This is a genomic window from Natronorubrum tibetense GA33, assembly GCF_000383975.1.
Classification (GTDB): domain Archaea; phylum Halobacteriota; class Halobacteria; order Halobacteriales; family Natrialbaceae; genus Natronorubrum; species Natronorubrum tibetense.
The window spans coordinates 64,916-85,408 of record NZ_KB913021.1; the positions used below are offsets into that span (position 1 = coordinate 64,916).

General features: G+C 54.0%; 22 protein-coding genes and 1 pseudogene. 12 read left to right on the forward strand and 11 right to left on the reverse strand.

Translation table 11 applies throughout. The features are described from left to right. The first annotated feature begins 416 nt into the window (after positions 1-416). Complete coding sequence (locus tag NATTI_RS0124365; protein ID WP_006092957.1) at positions 417-1,808, forward strand: Cdc6/Cdc18 family protein; 1,392 nt, start codon at positions 417-419, stop codon at positions 1,806-1,808. A gap of 304 nt (positions 1,809-2,112) precedes the next feature. Here the strand turns inward: NATTI_RS0124365 and NATTI_RS0124370 are convergent, their stop codons facing one another. Then, on the reverse strand, positions 2,113-2,703 hold the full coding sequence (locus NATTI_RS0124370) for a hypothetical protein (protein WP_006092956.1): 591 nt from the start codon (positions 2,701-2,703) through the stop codon (positions 2,113-2,115). Between the two features lie 121 nt (positions 2,704-2,824). Between NATTI_RS0124370 and NATTI_RS0124375 the strand changes: the two genes are divergently transcribed. Then, the gene (locus NATTI_RS0124375; protein WP_006092954.1) at positions 2,825-3,235 is read left to right on the forward strand and encodes a winged helix-turn-helix domain-containing protein; all 411 of its coding nucleotides are present in this window, start codon (positions 2,825-2,827) and stop codon (positions 3,233-3,235) included. Positions 3,236-3,306: 71 nt separating this feature from the next. Here the strand turns inward: NATTI_RS0124375 and NATTI_RS0124380 are convergent, their stop codons facing one another. Continuing rightward, positions 3,307-3,630: a hypothetical protein gene (locus tag NATTI_RS0124380; RefSeq protein ID WP_006092953.1), complete on the reverse strand. Its 324-nt coding sequence runs from the start codon at positions 3,628-3,630 to the stop codon at positions 3,307-3,309. A gap of 136 nt (positions 3,631-3,766) precedes the next feature. Here NATTI_RS0124380 and NATTI_RS27240 point away from each other — a divergent pair. Continuing rightward, a pseudogene (locus tag NATTI_RS27240) lies at positions 3,767-4,383 on the forward strand (hypothetical protein). Positions 4,384-4,504: 121 nt separating this feature from the next. Here the strand turns inward: NATTI_RS27240 and NATTI_RS0124395 are convergent. The 5 genes from NATTI_RS0124395 to NATTI_RS0124415 all read right to left on the reverse strand — a co-directional run bounded on the left by NATTI_RS0124395 (position 4,505) and on the right by NATTI_RS0124415 (position 7,212). Next, entirely contained in the window at positions 4,505-5,065 is a 561-nt protein-coding gene (locus tag NATTI_RS0124395) for a TATA-box-binding protein (RefSeq protein ID WP_006092948.1), read from the reverse strand. A 70-nt stretch (positions 5,066-5,135) separates the two neighbouring features. Beyond that, complete coding sequence (locus NATTI_RS0124400) at positions 5,136-5,660, reverse strand: macro domain-containing protein (RefSeq protein ID WP_006092947.1); 525 nt, start codon at positions 5,658-5,660, stop codon at positions 5,136-5,138. A 362-nt stretch (positions 5,661-6,022) separates the two neighbouring features. Further along, positions 6,023-6,487: an HTH-type transcriptional regulator Lrp gene (lrp, locus tag NATTI_RS0124405; protein ID WP_006092945.1), complete on the reverse strand. Its 465-nt coding sequence runs from the start codon at positions 6,485-6,487 to the stop codon at positions 6,023-6,025. 81 nt (positions 6,488-6,568) lie between these two features. After that, positions 6,569-6,856, reverse strand: a complete 288-nt coding sequence (hisE, locus tag NATTI_RS0124410; RefSeq protein ID WP_006092943.1) for a phosphoribosyl-ATP diphosphatase — start codon at positions 6,854-6,856, stop codon at positions 6,569-6,571. Positions 6,857-6,963: 107 nt separating this feature from the next. Then, positions 6,964-7,212: a MarR family transcriptional regulator gene (locus NATTI_RS0124415; RefSeq protein ID WP_006092941.1), complete on the reverse strand. Its 249-nt coding sequence runs from the start codon at positions 7,210-7,212 to the stop codon at positions 6,964-6,966. 127 nt (positions 7,213-7,339) lie between these two features. Here NATTI_RS0124415 and NATTI_RS0124420 point away from each other — a divergent pair, with 127 nt between their 5' ends. From NATTI_RS0124420 to NATTI_RS0124435, 3 genes are all read left to right on the forward strand, one after another. Then, a complete protein-coding gene (locus tag NATTI_RS0124420; RefSeq protein ID WP_006092939.1) occupies positions 7,340-8,491 on the forward strand; it encodes a mandelate racemase/muconate lactonizing enzyme family protein in 1,152 nt (383 codons plus the stop codon). A gap of 703 nt (positions 8,492-9,194) precedes the next feature. Then, positions 9,195-10,538 (forward strand): ribonuclease J, encoded by a 1,344-nt coding sequence (locus NATTI_RS0124430; RefSeq protein ID WP_006092938.1) that lies wholly within the window; start codon positions 9,195-9,197, stop codon positions 10,536-10,538. A 175-nt stretch (positions 10,539-10,713) separates the two neighbouring features. Continuing rightward, a complete protein-coding gene (locus tag NATTI_RS0124435; protein ID WP_006092937.1) occupies positions 10,714-11,610 on the forward strand; it encodes a formate/nitrite transporter family protein in 897 nt (298 codons plus the stop codon). 249 nt (positions 11,611-11,859) lie between these two features. On the opposite strand, the gene NATTI_RS0124440 is transcribed toward NATTI_RS0124435, so the two are convergent. Both NATTI_RS0124440 and NATTI_RS0124445 read right to left on the reverse strand, forming a co-directional pair. Next, positions 11,860-12,045, reverse strand: coding sequence for a DUF5786 family protein (locus NATTI_RS0124440; RefSeq protein ID WP_006092936.1), 186 nt, complete (start codon positions 12,043-12,045; stop codon positions 11,860-11,862). A gap of 141 nt (positions 12,046-12,186) precedes the next feature. Then, positions 12,187-12,612, reverse strand: coding sequence for a CBS domain-containing protein (locus NATTI_RS0124445; RefSeq protein ID WP_006092935.1), 426 nt, complete (start codon positions 12,610-12,612; stop codon positions 12,187-12,189). Between the two features lie 135 nt (positions 12,613-12,747). On the opposite strand from NATTI_RS0124445, the gene NATTI_RS0124450 reads away from it, so the two are divergent. Next, positions 12,748-13,701, forward strand: coding sequence for an ADP-ribosylglycohydrolase family protein (locus NATTI_RS0124450; RefSeq protein ID WP_081603699.1), 954 nt, complete (start codon positions 12,748-12,750; stop codon positions 13,699-13,701). On the opposite strand, the gene NATTI_RS26850 is transcribed toward NATTI_RS0124450, so the two are convergent. Further along, positions 13,662-14,510, reverse strand: coding sequence for a hypothetical protein (locus tag NATTI_RS26850; protein WP_193787801.1), 849 nt, complete (start codon positions 14,508-14,510; stop codon positions 13,662-13,664). The genes NATTI_RS0124450 and NATTI_RS26850 overlap by 40 nt on opposite strands. Before the next feature lie 204 nt (positions 14,511-14,714). Between NATTI_RS26850 and NATTI_RS0124460 the strand changes: the two genes are divergently transcribed. Further along, positions 14,715-14,993 (forward strand): amphi-Trp domain-containing protein, encoded by a 279-nt coding sequence (locus NATTI_RS0124460; protein WP_006092932.1) that lies wholly within the window; start codon positions 14,715-14,717, stop codon positions 14,991-14,993. Positions 14,994-15,550: 557 nt separating this feature from the next. After that, a complete protein-coding gene (locus NATTI_RS0124470) occupies positions 15,551-15,868 on the forward strand; it encodes an RPA12/RPB9/RPC11 RNA polymerase family protein (protein WP_027119303.1) in 318 nt (105 codons plus the stop codon). A 143-nt stretch (positions 15,869-16,011) separates the two neighbouring features. Here the strand turns inward: NATTI_RS0124470 and NATTI_RS0124475 are convergent, their stop codons facing one another. Further along, complete coding sequence (locus tag NATTI_RS0124475; protein WP_006092929.1) at positions 16,012-17,184, reverse strand: nicotinate phosphoribosyltransferase; 1,173 nt, start codon at positions 17,182-17,184, stop codon at positions 16,012-16,014. Positions 17,185-17,359: 175 nt separating this feature from the next. Here NATTI_RS0124475 and NATTI_RS0124480 point away from each other — a divergent pair, with 175 nt between their 5' ends. The 3 genes from NATTI_RS0124480 to NATTI_RS0124495 all read left to right on the forward strand — a co-directional run bounded on the left by NATTI_RS0124480 (position 17,360) and on the right by NATTI_RS0124495 (position 20,490). Then, positions 17,360-17,938 carry a cysteine hydrolase family protein gene (locus tag NATTI_RS0124480; protein ID WP_006092928.1) on the forward strand — a complete coding sequence of 193 codons (579 nt, stop codon included), beginning with the start codon at positions 17,360-17,362 and terminating at the stop codon, positions 17,936-17,938. A 706-nt stretch (positions 17,939-18,644) separates the two neighbouring features. Continuing rightward, a complete protein-coding gene (gene rnz / locus NATTI_RS0124485) occupies positions 18,645-19,580 on the forward strand; it encodes a ribonuclease Z (protein ID WP_006092927.1) in 936 nt (311 codons plus the stop codon). Between the two features lie 400 nt (positions 19,581-19,980). Continuing rightward, positions 19,981-20,490, forward strand: coding sequence for a macro domain-containing protein (locus tag NATTI_RS0124495; protein WP_006092925.1), 510 nt, complete (start codon positions 19,981-19,983; stop codon positions 20,488-20,490). Positions 20,491-20,493: the final 3 nt, after the last annotated feature.

Sequence of the window (20,493 nt, forward strand, 5' to 3'; positions counted from 1 at the left end):
CGGCGAGGAGGATGTCACACTCAGTGCGACTCACTGTTACTTACAACTCGAAAATGGGGCGGGTGGGAGAATCTAACCAGGTGTGATGACGCTCCTCGAAGTCTTACTACTCGAAAACGGGGGGTCTGGGTCATCGAGGGAGTTCGACGATAGAGATTCCTGGCGATCCCTTACAACTCGACAACGGAGGGTGTTAGATGCCGAAGACGGTATCTGGCTGGTTTCGGGAATACACGGCTGTAGTTGTTAGATAGCCTGTTTTCACCCGGTTACAACTCCACAAGGGTCCACATTTTTATACCCAGAGTTCGAGGGGGTTCATAATGGGACGAAAGGGACGTAGAGCAGGTTCGAATCATCCAGAAGGTGAAAAGGATCGCAAATCCTCCTCTGCTGCTCCTGATAATCCCGAGTCGATGGGTGAGGAGATAGATACGTCACAGTCGACGTTTGAGGATGGCTCGGAACTCGCCGATTCTTCTCAAGAGGCAACAAACGGTGGTGGCATCTCAATCCGGGATCGACTACAAACTGAGTCGTCTGGGGGGGTCTTCGCGAACAAAGACCTCGTTCGGTCAGATACCATCATCGACGAGGATCGTATCGTCGGTCGTGATGACCAACTGGGCCGTGTCGTCGACAATCTGAAACCCGTGCTCCAGAACGAAGGCATCCCAGATATGCTTCTGAGTGGTCCTTCTGGAACTGGGAAGTCGCTCATCATTCATGCAGTCTGCAAACAGATCGTCGAACTGTGTGAATCTCAAGGCAAGACCTTCGGGGTCATTTCAATCAACTGCGAGGGGCCGAAGACAGCAGATCGAGCTGTCTATCGGTTAGTTAAAGCTGCTGCCGACGACCTCGGCGTTGATCCTGGTGTTCCCCAAACCGGGGTCTCAACGGATCAGAAGTTGGAGCGACTGTACGAACTGATGCGCGAGTACTACGACGGTGTCATCTTCATTCTCGATGAAATCGATATGCTCGAGGGACCGTATCAGGAAGCAGAGTACAATTCTCTCATCTACCAGCTTTCACGGGCTCGAAAACTCGCCGATTTTGATGGGCCGATCTCACTCACGACTATCACGAATTACGCCGATTTTATGAAGGACCTCAACAGCCGCGCACAGAGTTCTTACAATCCTGATGATATCTTCTTCGACGATTACGATGCGAACCAACTCCGTAGTATTCTCCACAACCGACGAGATGCCTTCAAGCCAGAATCACTCTCAGATGACGTCGTTCCGCTTGTTGCCGCGTTCGGATCCCAAACACATGGTGATGCACGGAAAGCAATTGATCTCCTCAGATGGGCTGGCGAATTAGCCGAGCGGCGTGGAGCTGACACTGTTACCGAGACTGATGTCCGTGAAGCCCAGGAGAAATACACCGAAAATCGCAAACTACGCCATATTAGCGGGATATCCACTCAAAAGAAACTCTCCATCTACGCTGTGGCGGCTACTGCCCACTACGCAAGAGAACATCCTGAGTGGATACCTGCTGGACCTGCGTTCAAGACGTACCAATTCATTGCTGATACGATGGATTCGGATCAGTACAGTCGCGAGACGTTCGTAAATCACGTCACAGAGCAGAGTACGTACGGGGTATTGGACTCCGAGCGTCGAGGCAAGGGGCGAGGCAGAGGAGTGCATATGTATTTCTCCCTCTCCGAGGACCCGGAAACGATTATGGAGACGATTCGTGAGGATTCCCGGTTCGAAGATCTAGCTCACGAAGAGGCGACTATTAGCGCGGTTGTCCGCGAACGGCTGAAGCAGTTCCGGAGCAAGAACTAATCTCACTCAGATTCTCCCCGCACTTACTACTCGAAAACGGGGGGTGTTCGCGGCCTAGGGTGATTCGTTACAGCTCGAAAACGGGGGGTGTGACTCGTTACTACTCGAAAACGGGGGGTGGGTGAGCCAAGAGATTCGACGTTCTACTACATGTGATATGGTTTTTCCTCGATCTTTCCCATTTACAAATCGAAAACGGGGGGTGTATCCTACGATTTTCTCGTCGGTGCCATTGATGACGAGGACATCGTGGAGAAACGACGGAAATGTGGAGTGTAAGTCCCCGATTCGTCTCTGTCTACGGTTATTTCTGTCCACTCACGAGAGCCTTGGCACACTCGACGAGGTCGTCCTCAGATTTCCACTGACAGAGCCGCCCAGTGTCGTCGAGCATCTCGAAGATCGCGGTCTGCATACCGCTATACGGGTTGTCAATGTCGATGCCTGTGTCGATCGAGTCTACATCCAACGAGTCATACTCACGCTTGAACACATGGGTCTTCGCGAAGTACTCCTCGAGGGCCGTAAAGTAGCCCTGTTCGACGAGGAAGCCGCCCTGGGCGTGTTCAGCGACTCCCACGATGAGGTCCGTGTAATCGGCGAGCAGCCGGAACTTGAGGTATGTGTTCGTCCATTCGCTCCGAATGTCGACCATCAGGAACGCATACGCATCGGGCTGCCGGTTGAGGCGATCTTTTACGAGCTGGAGTCGGTGGATTTCGGGACGTCCGTAACTGCCAAGGACGAAGTACGAATTCTCAGCTGAGAAGATTGGCGTGAGCTCCGCAACACTCTGTTTCAGCGCTTCGTACTCCTCCGGTGTGAGTGTGGTTTCGTGAAGATACTCGTCGGCTTTCTCGGCGAGTTCATTGATAGTGACCGGATCCTCACTCATCTAGCCGAGCCTTCTCCCGTACCCTGCTTTAATGTGGCGACCTCATTGGCCACCGTATCGCCTCAGACCGATTCGTATTTGAGCGAAACGCTTTTGCACACACTACCCGAACAACGAGGTAATGAGTACGTCCGATCACCCGCCAAGCGATCTGGAATCCGTCCGGGAGCGACTCAGCGTTGTCACCCAGGAGACGCGGTTTGCGCTCCTCCAGGACATCCTCGGGCATCCGTCGGAATTACCGACGCTGAAGGAACTCGACTACGTCAACCCAAGCAAGAGCCAGACGACGATTCGCCAGCACCTCCAGCAGCTCGTCGACGCCGGCATCGTCGAGGAAGTGCTCCTGCCGGAGGATCGCCGGCAGAACGACCTGCCGTACAAGTTCTACGGGATCAGTGAGAGTGGTCGACAGTTCCTCGAGGAGCATAAGCTCCATCGGGCACAAGACACGCTTCAAGAGATCTATGACCACGTGGAGAAGACCGACGACATCAAACGCTACGAAACTGCGCCGCGACCCGAGCGCTAACAGCCCTTTTTCACTTCGCAGACGGGGTGTTACCCTGAACAACTGGCCATTCAACTGAAGCGCTTCTTAGTCTATTCACCCGGGTTGACCGGGCCTTTATACTTCGATTTGATCTTGTCCCCTTCACGCCACTGCCAGTAGTAGTAGCGGTTGTCGTTGATATTCTTGATCGTGATCGTGGCCTTCGACGGGACGTCGTCCGGGAAGTCGTCTGCTCGTTCCTCCACCTCGTCTTGATCTGTCTCCCCCTCGAGACGAGTCTCGCGTTCCTTGTGTTCGGCTAACTCCTCGGCGTACGTAGCAACGTCACGGAGGCACTCCGGAGTGGACTCGTTGAGCGTGTTGACTACTCCTGATGGGAGGATCGCTGGTGGGGTCGGTGGCTCGTAGGACATTGGCTGTTCTCGTGTTAACCAACACAGAACGCCAGATTATAGTTTTGTTGGTTAAAACGGTGGTTTCGGTTCTCCACCCGCTGTCTGTAACACTACCCGAAACTTCTCTTAAATCAGTTTCATACTATGTTACGACGTGCTCCGGCGCATCGAACTCGAGGTGGTGAGAACCTCGAACGAGGCGACACGATCTCGGAACTCGTGACAAAGCTCGACCACAGCGAGAGTTATCTCTCTCGTGCTGTCGTAGACCCTGCTGAGGAGGGTTCGGTCTATACGGAGCGTGACGGCTGCCGAAAATGAGTCATCCCCTCGGATGCTCGGGCGATCGAGATATACTAGGATCTCGTCCGCCAACACTCCCGCATCGACTTCCCTGAGTTGTTGACGGGAAAAGCCCTCGAGTTCCTCTTTTACCTCGATCAGTCACGGGTCGTTGCTGACGCCGCCGAACGGAGCGGCAACTACCGCAACACCCTCAACTCGAAGGGCCTAGAGGAAGTCTCGCCGACGGAGCTCTGCTGTCACACGTTGCTGATTGACGACATCCGCCACCGCTCGTACTGCCTCCTATTTCTCAGCCACGTCGGCGAGGGCAATCTTCGAAAGCGAGCGGCGAAATACGGCCTCAAAGACGAAATCGACGCTCTGTTCCAGTGCCTCGAGATCCAAGGTGAAGTTGAGGCTGACCGTCTTTCTGAGTGGCTAAAGTTCCAGGAGCTGGAGACTGACCTAGAGACATATTTTTATTGACACGAACTTCTTTCGGACGCGAATATATTGAGAATGAGTCATACTGATCTTCTCTTGATAGGATTTGATCATGCGATAATCGTCCGTGATTCGATTATTGATCGTTGAGACGCGATCGTACTCAATCCAGTAGTCCCAATTGTTCCAATCGATCTATGATAACAGCAAGACTGTCTTCAATTGCTTCTCTCGTTTTCACGCCCGTGATTAGAAGCTTTCCGCTCGTGAATAGCAGCACAACGGCTTCAGGTTCGTCAAGTCGATAGAGTAATCCTGGGAACTGTTCGGGTTCGTACTCGACATTTTCGAGGCCAAGCCCAATAGCGATCGCGTTTAAATTCAACTGTCGATCCAGATCAGCATTGCTCACGATATTCTGGACGGTGATTTCACGGTCGGCGGGAGCCTCAATACCAAGGCTGCGCAATGTGTCGAAGACATCCTGAAGCGCGGTCTGTACGTTGTGAACGCTGGTTGCCCCCGTACATACTATCTTTCCGGTCCGAAAGAGTAGCACCGTTGCTTTCGGATCCTGGAGGCGATAGATAAGTCCTGGAAAATGATCCGGGTCGTACTGAACATCGTCTAAATCTTGACCGAGTGCATCGAGTTCGAGTTCTTGTCCAACTCCGGTCGATGCAACCACGTTCTGAATTTCGATGGTATCGACCGCGTTTGTCATTGGGAGACCGTTCCTGCGTATCGTATAAAAGCACGGGTATCTCGACTTCGATGTCAGTATTCAAGCGAGATTATGCTTTGTTCAGGAGCGATTCGGACTGCTTGGCAGCGAGAGCTGCGCTACGGACTGCCTCAAAATTGTCTGCTGTATGAGCGATAAGCCGAACATCGGCGAGCGCCGTCGAGTCAAATGCCAAAATCGCTTCGCAAATATGACGTGTCCCGTCGGAAAGATCGTATCCACCACCGCCACATCCCAGTACAGGTAGCACGAGCGATCGACACTCCATCTCGTCAGTGCGTGAGAGAACCGCTCTCGTTGCAGCCGAAATCGAGTGTTCTGTAACGCTTCCTTCGCTCGTAAACGGGACCGCGTGGATCACGTATCGTGCGCTCAGGTTGTACGCATCGGTAACGACCACCTCGTCGCAGGAAACGTCCGAAGTTCGTACCACATCTGTTTTGAGAGGGCCGTCGGCTTCTCGCTGGAGAGCGGCGGCGACACCGCAATTCATCGTCGCGTCCGGACTCGTTGAATTAACAAGAACATGCGCACTTTGCTTGGCGATATTCCCCTGGACAACAGCGAAGTGCATACTAGATATTCGTTCACTAGTAGAAAAAGCACGGGGGATAATTCACCGTTACATGCAGCTTGCAACGATCTCGTCTGGACGGTCACTGTCATGGGCGAAATTAGCTTTCGGACAAAGGTTGACGCCCTTTGAACTCGAACTGGAGACTATGGAGCTGCGGGCGATGTGCAAAACGTGTGACTGGGCCTTATCGGCGGACGAACTCTCGACGATTGAATCGGCTGCGGAGGAACATCAGCAAGAGAATCCTGATCACAGTGTTCGATTGAGCCGTCCAGATGCGAATCTCAGCGAATACCGGTAACGACACCGTGTTCTTGTTAGGAAATTGGCTACCAGAATGTCTATTCAATTATGTATAACTACGTGTCGTCTTCGATTTCCAACTCGAACTGCTCATTTTCGGAGACGGCGTTCAGGACCACGCTCGTATTTGAGGCCGTAATATCCGGGTCAGTGAGCACGGTTTTGATCTGGTCGTTCATCCCGTCGGTGTCTTTGAATTTGCCGATCGCAATGATGTCGTAATCGCCAGTAACCTCGTAGACCGACGTCATCTGGCGATGCTCCTGCAACCGTTCAGTGATTTCCGGTAAGGCGTGTCCTTCGACTTTGAGTTGCATGACGGCAGTCACGTCGTATCCGACCGCGTCGTAATCGACCCTCGCCGTGTATCCTTCGATCACGCCTTCGTCCTGAAGATCGGAGAGGTGATTCGAAACCGTCGTTACCGACACGTCCAACTCCTCGGCCAGGCTACGAAGACTTGCCCGGCCATCTCCGAGAAGTGCGTTCACCAGTTTTGAATCGAGATGTTCGTAGACCATTTGCTCTCATATTGTATACTGCCCACATACGAGTACCGATTTCCTGACCGCTCGTGTGGTTTAGCTCATCCTTTGTGATGATTACCGTCGATGGGCTAACTCATCACGAAGATCGTCGAGATCCATCTCCTTTGCGGCGAATAGAACGAGCAGATGATAGACGAGATCGGTACTCTCAGCGGCGATTTCATCTGTATCGTCGTCTTTTGCAGCCAGGATCACTTCGGTCATTTCTTCGCCGAGTTTCTCCAGTACGGCGTTTTCCCCCTTTTCGTGTGTGAAGAGCGAAGCAGTGTACGAATCGTCTGGAAGCGTCTCTTGGCGCTCTTTGATCACGGCGAATAGTTCGTCGAGAATCCGCTCAGTCATTTCTCTTCCACCCCGTCTCGTTGGTAGTCAACTGCACGAATATGTGGTCTCTCGCCCCCTCACAGAGTTGTTTCGATATGGATAGGCAAAGGCTGTGTACTATGTTCTCACTCGCATGTAGCACAACTCGGTTCCACCACTCGATACAAACTTTGTCGGGCGTCTGGAAAGTAAATATCTTCTTCAACGACGCCGATGGATTCGAGGCGCTCTAGTGCGTACCGGACGGTGCGTGGAGACAGGAGTGTTTCCTCGACGAGTTGCTTCTGGGTCAGTTCTTCCTCGAATTCGAGCACCTTGTAAACGAGTTTGGCGCTCGGGGGCAGGTCTGATAGCTCTGTGTCTGTGTCCGACATTCGATAACCGTACGCGGTACCCTCTAACGCGAATCAACAAATTAACTGCGGTCCATGCTTGTCCGCATGATGGTCTGAACCGCGGTGAACTCACAACCTCTTTCTACTACTGGGAAGGAGTACTCGTATGCGAGTTACTGATGTCGAGACCTTCGTCGTCGATGCCGACTGGCGCAACTGGTTCTTCGTCCAGGTGAAAACCGACGAGGGGATCACTGGTGTTGGCGAAGCACTCAGTGGAGAGGGATTGACGGCTGCCCTCGAAGCAACTACGGACGCCCACAAGCACTACCTCATCGGCGAAGATCCACTGAATCGAAAGCAGATCAGCCGAAAACTGCGCCGCTATCCGTTCGCGTGGCGTGCGGGCAAACTGATTAACGCGGTTGCGTCGGCGTTCGACATCGCGCTCTGGGACATTGCGGGCAAGTACTACGGTGAACCCGTCTGGAAACTGCTCGGCGGTAAAGTTCACGACGAGATCCCGGTCTACGCTAATGGCTGGCACATCGGCGAGCGGACGCCGGAAAATTACGCCCACCATGCGAAAAAGGCCGTCGAAGAACAGGGGTACCCGGCGCTGAAATGCGACCCGTTCGCTCACTACGAGTATTCGCTGACCGACGATCAGATCGAGGAGGTCGCGGAATTGCTCGAAGCGGTACGGGAAGCGGTTGGGTGGGACGTCGGGATCGCCCTCGATTGTCACGGTCGCTTCTCCCGCCGGGGCGCGATCGAAGTCGCAAACGCCCTCGAAGAGTACGACATCATGTTCCTCGAAGAACCGGTCGAACTCGAAGATCGGGACGTTATGGCGGACGTCACCCAGCACGTCAATATGCCCGTCGCAACGGGCGAACGGATCTACAACAACGAAACGATGGAGGAGATCGTCCGTAAGCAGGCTTGCGACATCGTCCAACCCGATCTGACGAACTACGGGAGCTTGCAGGAACTCCAACATTCGGCTGCGATCGCCAAATCGCGGTACATGACGTTCGCACCGCACAATCCCAACGCCGGCGTGAGTACTGCCGCTGGACTGCACCTCTGTGCAGGAATCGAGAACCTCGAAGTACTCGAACACATGAGCCGCGACGTTGAGTGGGGCGATGAGATTGTCAAACACGACTTCGCGGTCAAGGACGGCGTGATTGAAGTCCCCGACAAGCCCGGTCTCGGCGTCGAATTCGATGCGGAAGCAGCGCGAAAATACCCCGGCGAACCGAAAGACAGCCACAGTCTCTTCGACAAAGACGGGGCGCTCAAACGGCCATAGTCTCCCGATATCTGCTTTTTTCCGGCTAACGCGATTCTAATCACACAGGATGTAGCTATCGTTCGTAATCAGGGGACAGGAGCAGAGCTTAGGTCGCTCGATCCATAATCGAAAATATGGAGGGATGTTTGAGATGTGGAGAGACAGACGTCACGCTGTTCGAGGTCGTAAAAGATGGCAACCCGGACGAAGTAGTAGGTCGAATTTGTGTTGACTGCGAGGATGACCTCGTCTGGAACGGAATAGAAGTGGGGGCCGCGGGAACGTGCGGCTACTCGGAAAACTGTAACCGTGTCGTTTCATATGTGACCTTCGGGACGAACTCTTCGACTGGTAGCAGTGGTGAAGCACTGGTTCGCTCACAAAAGAGAAATAACATCCTTTGCGAGCAGCATCTTCATCAGTTGCGCACTGAGTAGGTCTTTCCACGAGTATTTCGGCGTATTCTCGACCATACGGCCGTTCGATGGCATCGGAGGCGTTTCTCGATTGGAACCCTGGGGTACTTAGGTACGGAGCGTCGATATTCATCTAACCGAAAGAGGCGCTGTCCTTGACGCAGCTGGGACGGAGCGTTCGATTTAGGAACGTCAAGGACGTAATCGACGTGCGTACTCACGCCCGCGAACGTTTGCGTTCCGCTCTATCGTGGCCGTTCTGGCTACGTAGCTGCGTTTTGGGACTGCTATGATCGGTCCTAGCCATGGAAATTGAAATCGCAACAATAGGCGGCTACGAGGAAGTCGGCCGGCAAATGACTGCCGTCCGTGCGGGCAACGACATCGTAATCTTCGACATGGGGCTGAACCTGTCGAAGGTGCTCATTCACGATAACATCCAAACGGAAGGAATGCACAGCCTCGATCTGATCGACATGGGTGCGATCCCCGACGATCGAGTGATGAGCGATCTCGATGGGGAGGTGCGGGCGATCGTACCCACGCACGGTCACCTTGACCACATCGGGGCGATCAGCAAGCTGGCTCACCGGTACGATGCTCCGGTCGTGGCTACGCCGTTCACGCTCGAACTGGTCAAAGGGGAAGTAGAGGACGAGCAAAAGTTCAGCTTCGACAACGACCTGATCGAGATGGACGCCGGCGAGACGATGCAAATCGGCGACCACGGACTCGAACTCGAATTCGTCAATGTCACCCACTCGATCGTCCAGGCGATCAACCCTGTTCTCCATACGCCCGAAGGTGCCATCGTCTACGGGCTGGACAAGCGCATGGACCACACGCCGGTCATCGGTGCACCGATCGACATGAAGCGCTTCCGTGAGATCGGACGCGAGGGCAACGGCGTCCTCTGTTACATCGAAGACTGTACGAACGCGAACAAGCAGGGACGAACGCCCTCCGAAAACGTCGCCCGAGAGCACCTTCGAGATACGCTCTACAGCATGGAGGATTACACGGGTGGGATCGTCGCCACGACCTTTTCAAGTCACATCGCTCGGGTAAAATCGCTCGTCGAATTTGCTCGGGAGATCGGCCGCCAGCCGATCTTGCTCGGTCGATCGATGGATCACTACTCGGGAACTGCCCAGCAGGTCGGGATCGACTTCCCGTCGGACGTTCCGATGTTCGGCTATCGACAGGCGATCGATCAGACGTTCGAGCGCATCATGAACGACGGGAAGGGAAACTTCCTGCCCGTCGTGACGGGCCACCAAGGCGAACCGCGGGCGATGCTCACCCGCATGGCTCGGGGAGAGACTAACTACGAACTCGACGACGGCGACAAAGTCGTCTTCTCCGCCCGCGTGATTCCGGAGCCGACCAACGAGGGCCAGCGTTACCAGGCTGAGAAACTCCTCGGCATGCAAGGTGCACGCGTCTACTCGGACGTCCACGTCTCCGGCCACCTCTGTCAGGAGGGCCACTACGAGATGCTTGATGCCCTTCAGCCACAGCACGTCATCCCGGCCCACCAGGACCTCAACGGGTTCTCCGGATACGTCGATCTTGCCTCTGATCAGGGTTACGCGCTCGGGCGAGATTTGCACGTAACCTCGAACGGAAACATCATGCAACTCGTGTAAGTCTGCTCGGAATTATTATCCATTACGAACACCCTCTTAAATTTTTATTTTGTATATGTGATTGCAACAGTCCAAGAAATGGGTTCAGCAGACATTTTTGTATAGAAGCTAGGAGGGTAAGTCAAATCCACTAAGATGTGATGCGCTTATCCCTTCTGAGTCGAACTTGAGCACAATGGTTGAAGAAGAAGAGAAAATAGATCTATCTGAAAGTGCCGTTCTTCGAGACCGGTTTACTTCTGAAGAGATTTTTGAACGAGTTATAGTTGATGCAGATGAGGAGATTTCTCGAAGCTACCGTGAACTCTTTTTCAGCGGCCTGGCTGCGGGCTTTGCGATTACATTGACAGTCTTACTGTATGCTTCAATGACACACGCAGCGGGTGGGATTCCACTGATTGGCGCGCTATTATACCCAATTGGTTTCGTATATATAATATTGGGAAATTATCAACTATACACTGAAAATACGTTACCACCTGTAGCGCTTGTCATCGAACGGATGGCGAGTGTGCCAGCTATGCTCGGAATGTGGGGTATTGTATTATTGGGGAACGTCCTCGGGGGCGCGTTAGGTGCAACTGCATTGGCATATGGCGGTGTGTTCTCTCCCGAGGTGTCAGAAACAGCTATAGAGATTGGCATGACTGGGATAGAGACAGAGTGGATAGCGTTGTTTTTCAAGGCTGCATTTGCAGGGCTGATCGTAGCGGGAATCGTCTGGCTTGATTTCGGCGTCAGAAATTCAACAGCGAGATTCCTCCTCGTCTATATGGCATTCCTTGCGATTCCGCTCGGAAACCTGTTTCACGTCGTTGTTGCAAGCACGGAAGTTGTGTATCTCGTGTTACTTGGTCAGGTCGGACTTCTGCATGGAGCGTATAATTTTGCGCTTCCAGTTCTTCTTGGAAATACGTTTGGTGGTGTTCTGCTCGTTACGCTTGTAAATTACTTTCAGACGCCATCGTACATTCAAGAGGATCCGAGCCGCCGGCTCACGCCGAAACAATGGCTTTTCACTTGGAATACTGGACGAGATAAAGAGGAACTCGAACAGATGGCTTCCGATTAATCGACTATAGATTCGACGAGTACTGTCGTAAAATACTTCATTGACAATTAACTCTCTCTATTTTTCAATAATATTGGGTAACGATGGCCAACAAGTCTGAATAAGATGCCCCCAGAAGGTTGAAGTCGTAGTGGGTTGGCTGAAGACCTCTAAGCGAGACGACTTCGTAGTGGGTCTGTGAGAACCACCTACCGATGCCCTCTGCCGGATGGCGTCATTGGGCTGGTAAGCGGCTAAAGTGCTGAGTCGTTACTCCTCTTTGTTCTCTTTGATGTCCTGTAGCTGGCCAAGCAAGTCGTCGGTCGAGCCACCGGTTTCGACCGTCATATCGCCTTCGTACTCGTTTTCGTGGACGTTTACCGCAGCATCCTCGTCATCCTCGTCGCCCACGTCTTGTTGCTGTTGCTCGGACTCGTCGTAGCTACCAAAACCCATATACGATGACTCTTGGTCTGTGCACTTATTCTCACCGGTTCACCTCGTACTATGGGGACCCCAATGAAATCTCTTATCTATATCGTGTCAAGTAGACATACAAGTTTAGTATAACTTCACTGACAGCTGTATCGTGAGTTTCTATGGGCTATACTCCGGTGACTGGGCTTCAATCGTGTCTGCGACGTTGTCCAGTTGTTCGCCGATCGTGGCGACGAGATCGTCGAGGGTGACGATTCCAGTCAGACTCCCATTTTTGTCAACGATCGGGAAGCGACGAACGTTGTGTTCTTCGATCGCCCGCGAAATTTCCATCGCTTCCTCGTTCTCTTGAATCGTTGCTGGGTCTTCCGACATCACGTCTTCTACTGAGACGCCTGCGACGTCATCGTGCTGGTGGATCGCTAGTGCAGCATCGCGGTCGGTGATGATGCCGACGGGGGACTCGTCTTCAGTTATCACGATTGCCCCCACATTTTCGGAGTCGAGTGTCTCGGTGATTTCTCCAAGTGTACTCTCTGGACTCGCCGTTACAACGTCATCCGGGCCGAGATCGCCAACGGGCATGGATCGAGTGAACCCACCACACAGAGGATATTCAAGATGGAGCTTTCAACTGTCGCCGAATAGGCGGAGAATCAACTCTTGAATGGGTATCATAGGCGTCCTCACATAGATGGGCGTCTACCGCTAAGCTAGAGTATGGTCCAATCGGACTATGCAACCGGTATACTCCTCGGACTTGCATGCGGTGACGCCCTCGGTCGTCCCGTTGAAGGCTGGTCGTCGGACCACATTGAAGCGGAATACGGAACGCTGCGTGATTTCGCCGGATACGGAGCTCACGACCGACCGCCAGGGACAGTTACCGACGATACACAGCTTGCGATGCGACTCGCCAGAAGTCTCGTGAATTGCGGCGGGTTTGATCGAGACGACTTCGTCACCCGACTCGTCGAGTGGTACGAAGAGCAACCGTTCGGGATCGGTGGGACCACGACCGAAGCGCTTCGTCGAATCCGCGACGGCGTTCCGCCGGAAGATGCCAGTCGCCGAGCGAGAGAGACGAAGCCACCTGGAAAGAAAGCCACGAACGGGAGCGTCATGCGGTGTGCGCCGATCGCTGTTCCATACGCGACTGACCGCGAGGAACTCCAGCGAGTCAGTCGCACTTCCTCACGAGTGACTCACTGCGATCCCCGCTGTGTACACGGCTGTTCGGTACTCAATCTCACCCTCGCGTACATTCTCACCGGTAGCGATCGTCCGTTGCAGGCTGCCCTCGACGACCTTCCGGCGACGGCACCACAGGAATTGAGACACCATCTCGATCCAGTTCCTGACGAGATCGATCCTACCGACATCGTGCCGGCGAACGACGCCGTCGAAACGCTTCGGGCTGCGCTCTATCACGGACTGACGGCCAGTGACGCCGAAACGGCGATCGTTATGGCCGTCAACGAAGGCGGCGACGCGGACACGGTTGGTGCTGTCACCGGCGCGATCGCTGGAGCGCGTTTCGGTGTATCCGACGTACCTGATCGATGGGTGGCGACAGTGGAATATCGAACTGAACTCGAACAGCTCGGCGAGCAACTCGCTAACCTACGTTCGGGTCATTGTGAAGCGGGTGATGATCGAAACGATAGATCTTGAAACGTCCAGTCCTCGGGCAGTTCATCTTCAACTCCAGTCCGGCGAACGAGCGATCGAAGATCCAACTCAACCGATCGAGACCACTCGAACCCTTCTGTGATTTCGTTCCACTGCGACCAAAAGCGTGGAACGTTCGGATGATAATCGTCGGTATCCGGCCCGACGAGGCATTCGAACAGGAACCGTTCCTTAGAGACGGCGCATTCGGGGGCGAGTTGAGCCGAGAAATCGAGTGATTCGTCTACTACCAGTGATGTCAGAAGATCGGCAGCGGCGCGTTGATCGGCGTAGAACGCATGTTCCAACGCAGCCTGTGTCCACCAGTGTTTGTCCTCGATAGAGCTACGAAGGTACTCCGCTGTCGCGTGGTCGGGATGACCGATCGCCCATCCGTACGTCTGTGACTCTTTCCGGGCGAGTGTGTGATCCTCGATACTAGAAAATGCTCGAAGATAGCGCACTGCGACCGCTGGAACGGTGTCGATCCCATCTCGTAATCGCGTCCGTATCACAAATCTTCCAACGACGTTCACCAAGACGTGACTACACGGAGGGACGCCGAACTGGTCGTCCGGGTTATACGATTCTAGTACGTCGGCGAGGAAGTCCCATCCCTCTATTTGTACGGTTTCATCGAGGAGTTCGACGATCGGTCGATAGTATCGCCACGTTCTCTCACGAACAGTCGGTGGCGTAGCGGACGTCAGTGCAGCAGTTTCGATCGTTTGATCATATGTCGAGAGAACGTTACGAACCGTTTCCGTGTCGCTAGGATTTGCCTCATCGAGTAACCCATTCAGAGTAGCCATCCTCTCTCCGTTCAGAGACAGTACTCGATCGAGCGAAGTAAACAATCCGATCAGGGAACGGTGACTACACTCTCCGATCCGCGCGGATTTCTGCCGTCTCGTTCGTCTTCGGACGTCCAACTCAAAGGCGAAGAGATGGTTGATATTCTTCGCTTTTGTCCGATGCCCCTGCTTTTTATCTCGTTCATCAGCGTTCGAACCGCTATGGGAGAACTGGAAACCGAGGAACAAAAAACGCGGACGGAGATCGCCGCATACCTCCGGGACTTAGCCGATCAACTCGATGAAGACGGCGATGTATCGCTCGAATTAGGCGACAAGCAAGTGCTGTTGAACCCCTCCGATCCGATCACGTTCAAACTTGAGGGGGAGTCAGATTGGTCCGAAGGAGAGACAGAAGCAAAACAGAGCATCGAATTCGAGTTAGTCTGGTGGCGTGAGGCTCAAACGGCCGAAGAAGGAGAGTTAAACGTTCGAGAATAACGGTTTCTGGGAGTAGAATCTGCGTGAGCGGCTTATAATCTCTCTGTTGACGGTCGGACAAGTTTGACGTCTCGGTCGGTTAGCCGGATTGTAATCGGTTCGTCGATCCTGAGCTCGTGTATCTCCTCGGCGTTGTCGCGGGTAAGTACGGCACTCGACGAGTGTTCGAATCGAGCATTTTGACTTCTACGTCCGCATCTGGAGAGAGGTGGATGTATCGCGGAGCGTCTATCGGCGTGTGTACGTTGTTGAATGCGACGCTGAGTCCGCTCGAAAACGTTCCACCGATGATCGACCGGTAGTACCCGGTCGAACCGAACGGCGTCGCCACGAGTACGCCGTCGCCGACCAGCCGCTCGAATTCGTACGCTGTTCCTTGGTCGTCAATACGGACAGCAAACGTCGCTGCCAGAATCGGCGAATAGTGATGGAGGCTGATCTCGTTCGGGGCGCTAAAATCGCCTTGAATCTCGGCCCCGTCTCGGTGCAGTTGCCTGAAATCCACGACGAATCGGAAGTTAACACATATATCCGACACCCGTGTATTCCTCCTTTATATGCAATTCTGTGACGAGTGTGGTTCGATAATGCACACGGAGGGCGACACGTGGGTGTGTCGCTCCTGTGAGAACGAGGAGCCGCGGGACTCACAAGCAGAAGCAGCGATGGCGACCCAGGATGGACAGTGGGACGACGGGGCACCTGCCGTGGCCGACGCGACCCAGGACTCCACCGAGACGATGCAGGAGCCCTGTCCGGCGGACGACTGCGACAGCGATCGGGCCTACTCTGAGATGATGCCGAAGCCGGGCGGCTCCTACGAGGTTCGGCTGTTCACCTGCGTCGAGTGCGGCCACAAGTGGCGCGAGTCCTGACAGCGCATCTCGCAAACCCCGTCGCTTACATATGCATAGACAGCCACATCAGACTCTCAAATTCGGGGTTATCGTTCTCAAGTGGAGCCACACATCGACTCCAAATCAACTCCCCGCGCTACTATCTCTTGGTTACGATTGACTCAGCTGGTACTGACTTGGTCACTAAACGACACTCGTTCTGCGTTAGCATTTGAGCGCTTACTCGCCTCATCAAGGTCAAACTCGCGGACGATTTCCCCGTCACGGATGAGCGGTTCCAGTAATTCTTCTCCGTTCGAAGGACCACTACGATCCGCTAACCCAACGTGGTGGCCGCCATTCGACGTTCGGTAGACTGCCTTTTTCCCGGAAAGTTTGCCGCGCTTCGCAGTCGGCGTCCTGTCAACTTCGACGATATCCAGCGCGAAGTCGATCGGATCGGCGTTACTAATGTAGCCGCCGACGCCGAATCCGGCGACGTGATCCCGGAGGTCTCGCATCGTGTCGGGTGTGATCCCACCGCTGACGAAGATGTCAACATCATCCTGGCCGCGAGCGTCCAGTTCCCACCGAACTTCGCGGATGATGTGCTCGAAATCGCCTCGGCGCGAGCCGGTCGTATCGAGTCGGACGCTGTCGAGCCGATCACCGAGCGCATCGACGGCCCGAAGGACCTCATCGACTTCGTCCGAAAACGTATCACAGAGTGTGATTCGAGGAACGCTCTCATCGACCGCGTCGTCGAACGCCTGCCACGCCGCCTCTTGATTCCCCTTTCCGAAGCAGAGCATGAGCGCGTGCGGCATTGTTCCCGACGCTTGCTGATCGACAAACTCCTCCGCGGCGACGTTCGAAAAGCCGTCCAGGCCAGCGAGCAGAGCGGCCCGTTCGATGATTCCCCCGAGCGTCGGATGAACGTGGCGCGTTCCAAAACTCAACACGAGCGAATCGGGAGCAGCGTACCGCGTCTCCAGTGCGTTCGTTGCGATCCCTGACGCGTGGGACAGAAAGCCAAGAAGAGCGGTTTCGTATCGTGCGAAGTCCAGGTACGTTCCTTCGATCTGGAAGACGGGTCCGCCGTCGAACAACGTTCCTTCCGGCAACGCATCGACGTCGATCGGGAGATTCTCCAAGAGGTGTGCGGCATCTTTGACGCCGGCGAACAGTTCGAACTCACCCGTCGGGAATTGGTCCGCGGTTATCTCGGCGACGACGTGTGGATTCGTCCCAGCGTGGTCGAGCGTTTCGACGGTGCGATCGAAGTACGCATCTGTCGCGTCTCCTCGTTTAATCGTCTCTGCTGTGATGATATCGAACTGACTCACGGTAACCACCTTTGTGAAGACCGATTTCGTCAGAGGCCCGATCCATTCGGTACTCGGACGCTGCTAGTTGATAGGACGGACTTGTTCACCAAAAAGACTCATACTATTCCCAATACTCTAGTACTTTCTCTCCGAAGTACGGTGTAGCACAAATTCTTTCTTCGTCCCAGAGAAACAATCACATATGACGTACGATCCGGAGCGCACAGCGATCATCGTGGTGGACATGCAGAACGGATTCTGCCATCCGGACGGAAGTCTCTACGCGCCGGCCAGCGAGAAGGCGACCGAACCCGTTCGTGACGTTATCGAACGTGGCCGAGACGCAGGTGCGCAGATCGTATTCACGCGGGACGTCCATCCGCCGGAGCAATTCGCGGACGCGCACTACTACGACGAGTTCGAACGGTGGGGAGAACACGTCGTTGAGGGATCGTGGGACGCTGAGATTGTCGAAGACTTGGACGTCCGAGATGAGGACCACGTTGTCGAAAAGCACACGTACGATGCCTTCTATCGAACCGAACTCGACGGCTGGCTTCGCGCCCGAAATATCCGCGATTTGCTCATCTGCGGAACGTTAGCGAACGTTTGCGTATTGCACACCGCGGGAAGCGCCGGGCTCAGAGACTACCGGCCAGTCGTGGTCCGTGACGCGCTCGGCTTCATCGAAGCGGATCATCGTGCGTACGCCGTCGAACACGCAGATTGGCTGTTCGGGGAGGTTATCGAACGCGATGAGATTGAGTTTCTGGAGAGGTGACCGATTTGTAATCTCATGGCTTTGGTAGATAATCGTTTTAGAGAGGAGTTGTGATGAGACCCGTATCTCAACAGGTGATAAATAGGTGGACAGAAGTTTTGAGTACCCCTACCCGTTGTCCACCTTTCTATTGGAGAAGTCAGTGTTAGGTGGAATATGTTTTGTGGTCCCTCTATGGCAACTGCTGTGGTGTAAAATCTCACGCAACCGCGCCCAATGATATTCTGCTTAAATATTGGTGCACAGATGGCAAAAAAATGAATAAAGAGATAATCTCTTTACAACGGGTGCGGAAGATGTCTCGTGCCCACCAAGTGTCCTGAGTGTGAAAATTTCGTTCCGAAACCCCTCGGTAGAGGCCGGGATGAAGACGGGAATCGGATTCTGCGGTTTCGATGCAGAGATTGTGGCTACGAATGGCGAGTTAGTTTTAATTAGCAATGGCGACACAAGTAGGTGAGCACGGGATTCTGATAATCAGTAATCAGGTTCTCTTCTAGAAAGTGGCGACTCGGTGTCCCGCGTCATCACAAGGGGCTCAGTGGGGTAACTACTCGTCATCGCCGCCACGCGGAGATAGTAGACACATCCGTATCAAAGCCGTGTTTCGCTGGTCGTAGGACGTGCAATTTCTGTCTGGAGAATGCAGTGATCCGTTCAACCGACTCTTCCAAAGCGGTTTCACTAAGACGGCCGAACGAACCGTATGGAGGTAACGTTTCTCGGGACAAGCGGTGCGATTCCGACGACCAAACGTAATCCAAGTTCGATTTTTCTTCGACGAGAAGGTGATCGCTTCCTCTTCGATGTAGGAGAAGGAACTCAACGGCAGATGATGCGTTTTTCGACTGGATTCGACATCTCGACTATCTTTCTCACGCATCTTCATGGAGATCATATCCTTGGATTGCCGGGCCTCTTACAGACCTTGGATTTCAACGAACGAACGAAGCCCTTGGAAATCTGCACTCCTGCGGGTACTGGCACCGATGTCGATCAATTCCTCACGGCAAGCGGAACGGATCCTGACTACCCAGTTCGAATTCGTGAGCTAACATCAGGCGACGTCGGTCTCGAACACGACGAATATACCATCCAAGCGTTCGAGACCGAGCACCGAACGCGATCGCTCGGCTACGCTCTCGTCGAAGCAGAGCGAAAAGGACGCTTCGACCGCGAACGAGCGTTAGAACTCGGCGTCCCTGAAGGTCCGATGTTTGGGCGACTCCACGAGGGAAATTCCGTCGAACTTACGGACGGCACGGTGATTCATCCTGATCAAGTCGTCGGCGACCCCAGACCGGGCCGACGTGTAGTGTATACTGGAGATACTCGACCAACGGATCGGACCATCTCCATCGCTTCTGACGCTGATTTACTCATTCACGATGCGATGTTTGCCCAAGACCGAGTGGATCGAGCACGACAGACCGGCCATTCGACAGCAGAGGAGGCAGCCACCGTTGCGCATCGTGCGGATGTAAAACAGCTTGCGCTTACCCACGTTTCATCACGGTACGCAGGTGACACCTCGCAGCTGCTACGTGAAGCGAGCGAGATTTTCGATGATCAGGTATTCCTCCCGGATGATGGACGAACCATTAGTGTACTTTATCCGGAACAGATAACTACTGATGACTAGTCCTTCTGCAAGTTGGTACGCGACTCGTACAATATTCAAAACCGATTCCCACTCGACGTCAGCTTCTTTTAACTGGGAAGAGCAAGATCGGATTGTGAATGACGACATTCAGAGTGAAGATTCTGCAATTGAAGTAGCAAAAGGGTACGCTAACGAGGAGTGTATCGGCGAACTCGGCGAGATCATTGACGCGAGACGAGAGGTAAACGAATGGATTGTCGAGTTTCGAACGCACACGCTCTCCGAAGCGTATGATCACTGTGTACGGCTTACGGCGTCAGTCGGAAACGTCGTTTCACACGAGCGATCAACGAATCTTGAGTGATCTTCAAGGACTTGCCGAATCACGTCTACTGAGCTGATAGCGCATTTTTAGTGGAAACGCGGTGTGCCATCACACATGGAGTTCTCCACTGTCCAAGGCGATATCGCAGCCCAGCGCGCGGACGCGCTGGTGAACGCTGCCGGAACGAGTCTCCAGATGGGAAGCGGCGTTGCCGGCGCACTCCGGCGTGGCGCAGAGGGCCCGATCAATGAAGAGGCGGTTTCGAAAGGCCCAGTTGATCTCGGTGGAGTTGCAGCCACTGATGCGTACGAACTGGACGCAGAGTACGTAATCCACGCAGCGGCGATGCCCCACTACGGTGATGGAAGAGCGACGTCGGACAGTATCCGCCGAGCGACGAAAAATGCCCTCGAAAAAGCCGACGAACTCGGCTGTGAGTCGATCGTGGTTCCGATATTGGGAACGGGTGCAGCCGGATTTTCCTTCGAAGAGGGCGCTCGGATCGTTTGTGAAGCGATTCGAGACTACGAATCGTCGTCGCTTACCGATGTCCGAGTAATCGCGTACTCACAACGGGAGTACGACGCGCTGGAACAGATCGCCGAGGACGTTCAATCGTCGTGATGC

Coding starts and splice junctions, on each gene's coding strand:
- NATTI_RS0124370 (WP_006092956.1), bottom strand. CDS start 2,703: ATGAGTGAGGATCCGGTCACTATCAATGAACTCGCCGAGAAAGCCGAC.
- NATTI_RS0124365 (WP_006092957.1), top strand. CDS start 417: ATGGGTGAGGAGATAGATACGTCACAGTCGACGTTTGAGGATGGCTCG.
- NATTI_RS0124420 (WP_006092939.1), top strand. CDS start 7,340: ATGCGAGTTACTGATGTCGAGACCTTCGTCGTCGATGCCGACTGGCGC.
- rnz (WP_006092927.1), top strand. CDS start 18,645: ATGGAGGTAACGTTTCTCGGGACAAGCGGTGCGATTCCGACGACCAAA.
- NATTI_RS0124430 (WP_006092938.1), top strand. CDS start 9,195: ATGGAAATTGAAATCGCAACAATAGGCGGCTACGAGGAAGTCGGCCGG.
- NATTI_RS0124415 (WP_006092941.1), bottom strand. CDS start 7,212: ATGTCGGACACAGACACAGAGCTATCAGACCTGCCCCCGAGCGCCAAA.
- NATTI_RS0124375 (WP_006092954.1), top strand. CDS start 2,825: ATGAGTACGTCCGATCACCCGCCAAGCGATCTGGAATCCGTCCGGGAG.
- NATTI_RS0124380 (WP_006092953.1), bottom strand. CDS start 3,630: ATGTCCTACGAGCCACCGACCCCACCAGCGATCCTCCCATCAGGAGTA.
- NATTI_RS0124440 (WP_006092936.1), bottom strand. CDS start 12,045: ATGGGTTTTGGTAGCTACGACGAGTCCGAGCAACAGCAACAAGACGTG.
- NATTI_RS0124435 (WP_006092937.1), top strand. CDS start 10,714: ATGGTTGAAGAAGAAGAGAAAATAGATCTATCTGAAAGTGCCGTTCTT.
- NATTI_RS0124395 (WP_006092948.1), bottom strand. CDS start 5,065: ATGACAAACGCGGTCGATACCATCGAAATTCAGAACGTGGTTGCATCG.
- NATTI_RS0124470 (WP_027119303.1), top strand. CDS start 15,551: ATGCAATTCTGTGACGAGTGTGGTTCGATAATGCACACGGAGGGCGAC.
- NATTI_RS0124480 (WP_006092928.1), top strand. CDS start 17,360: ATGACGTACGATCCGGAGCGCACAGCGATCATCGTGGTGGACATGCAG.
- NATTI_RS0124445 (WP_006092935.1), bottom strand. CDS start 12,612: ATGCCCGTTGGCGATCTCGGCCCGGATGACGTTGTAACGGCGAGTCCA.
- hisE (WP_006092943.1), bottom strand. CDS start 6,856: ATGACTGAGCGGATTCTCGACGAACTATTCGCCGTGATCAAAGAGCGC.
- NATTI_RS26850 (WP_193787801.1), bottom strand. CDS start 14,510: ATGGCTACTCTGAATGGGTTACTCGATGAGGCAAATCCTAGCGACACG.
- NATTI_RS0124495 (WP_006092925.1), top strand. CDS start 19,981: ATGGAGTTCTCCACTGTCCAAGGCGATATCGCAGCCCAGCGCGCGGAC.
- lrp (WP_006092945.1), bottom strand. CDS start 6,487: ATGGTCTACGAACATCTCGATTCAAAACTGGTGAACGCACTTCTCGGA.
- NATTI_RS0124400 (WP_006092947.1), bottom strand. CDS start 5,660: ATGCACTTCGCTGTTGTCCAGGGGAATATCGCCAAGCAAAGTGCGCAT.
- NATTI_RS0124460 (WP_006092932.1), top strand. CDS start 14,715: ATGGGAGAACTGGAAACCGAGGAACAAAAAACGCGGACGGAGATCGCC.
- NATTI_RS0124450 (WP_081603699.1), top strand. CDS start 12,748: ATGGTCCAATCGGACTATGCAACCGGTATACTCCTCGGACTTGCATGC.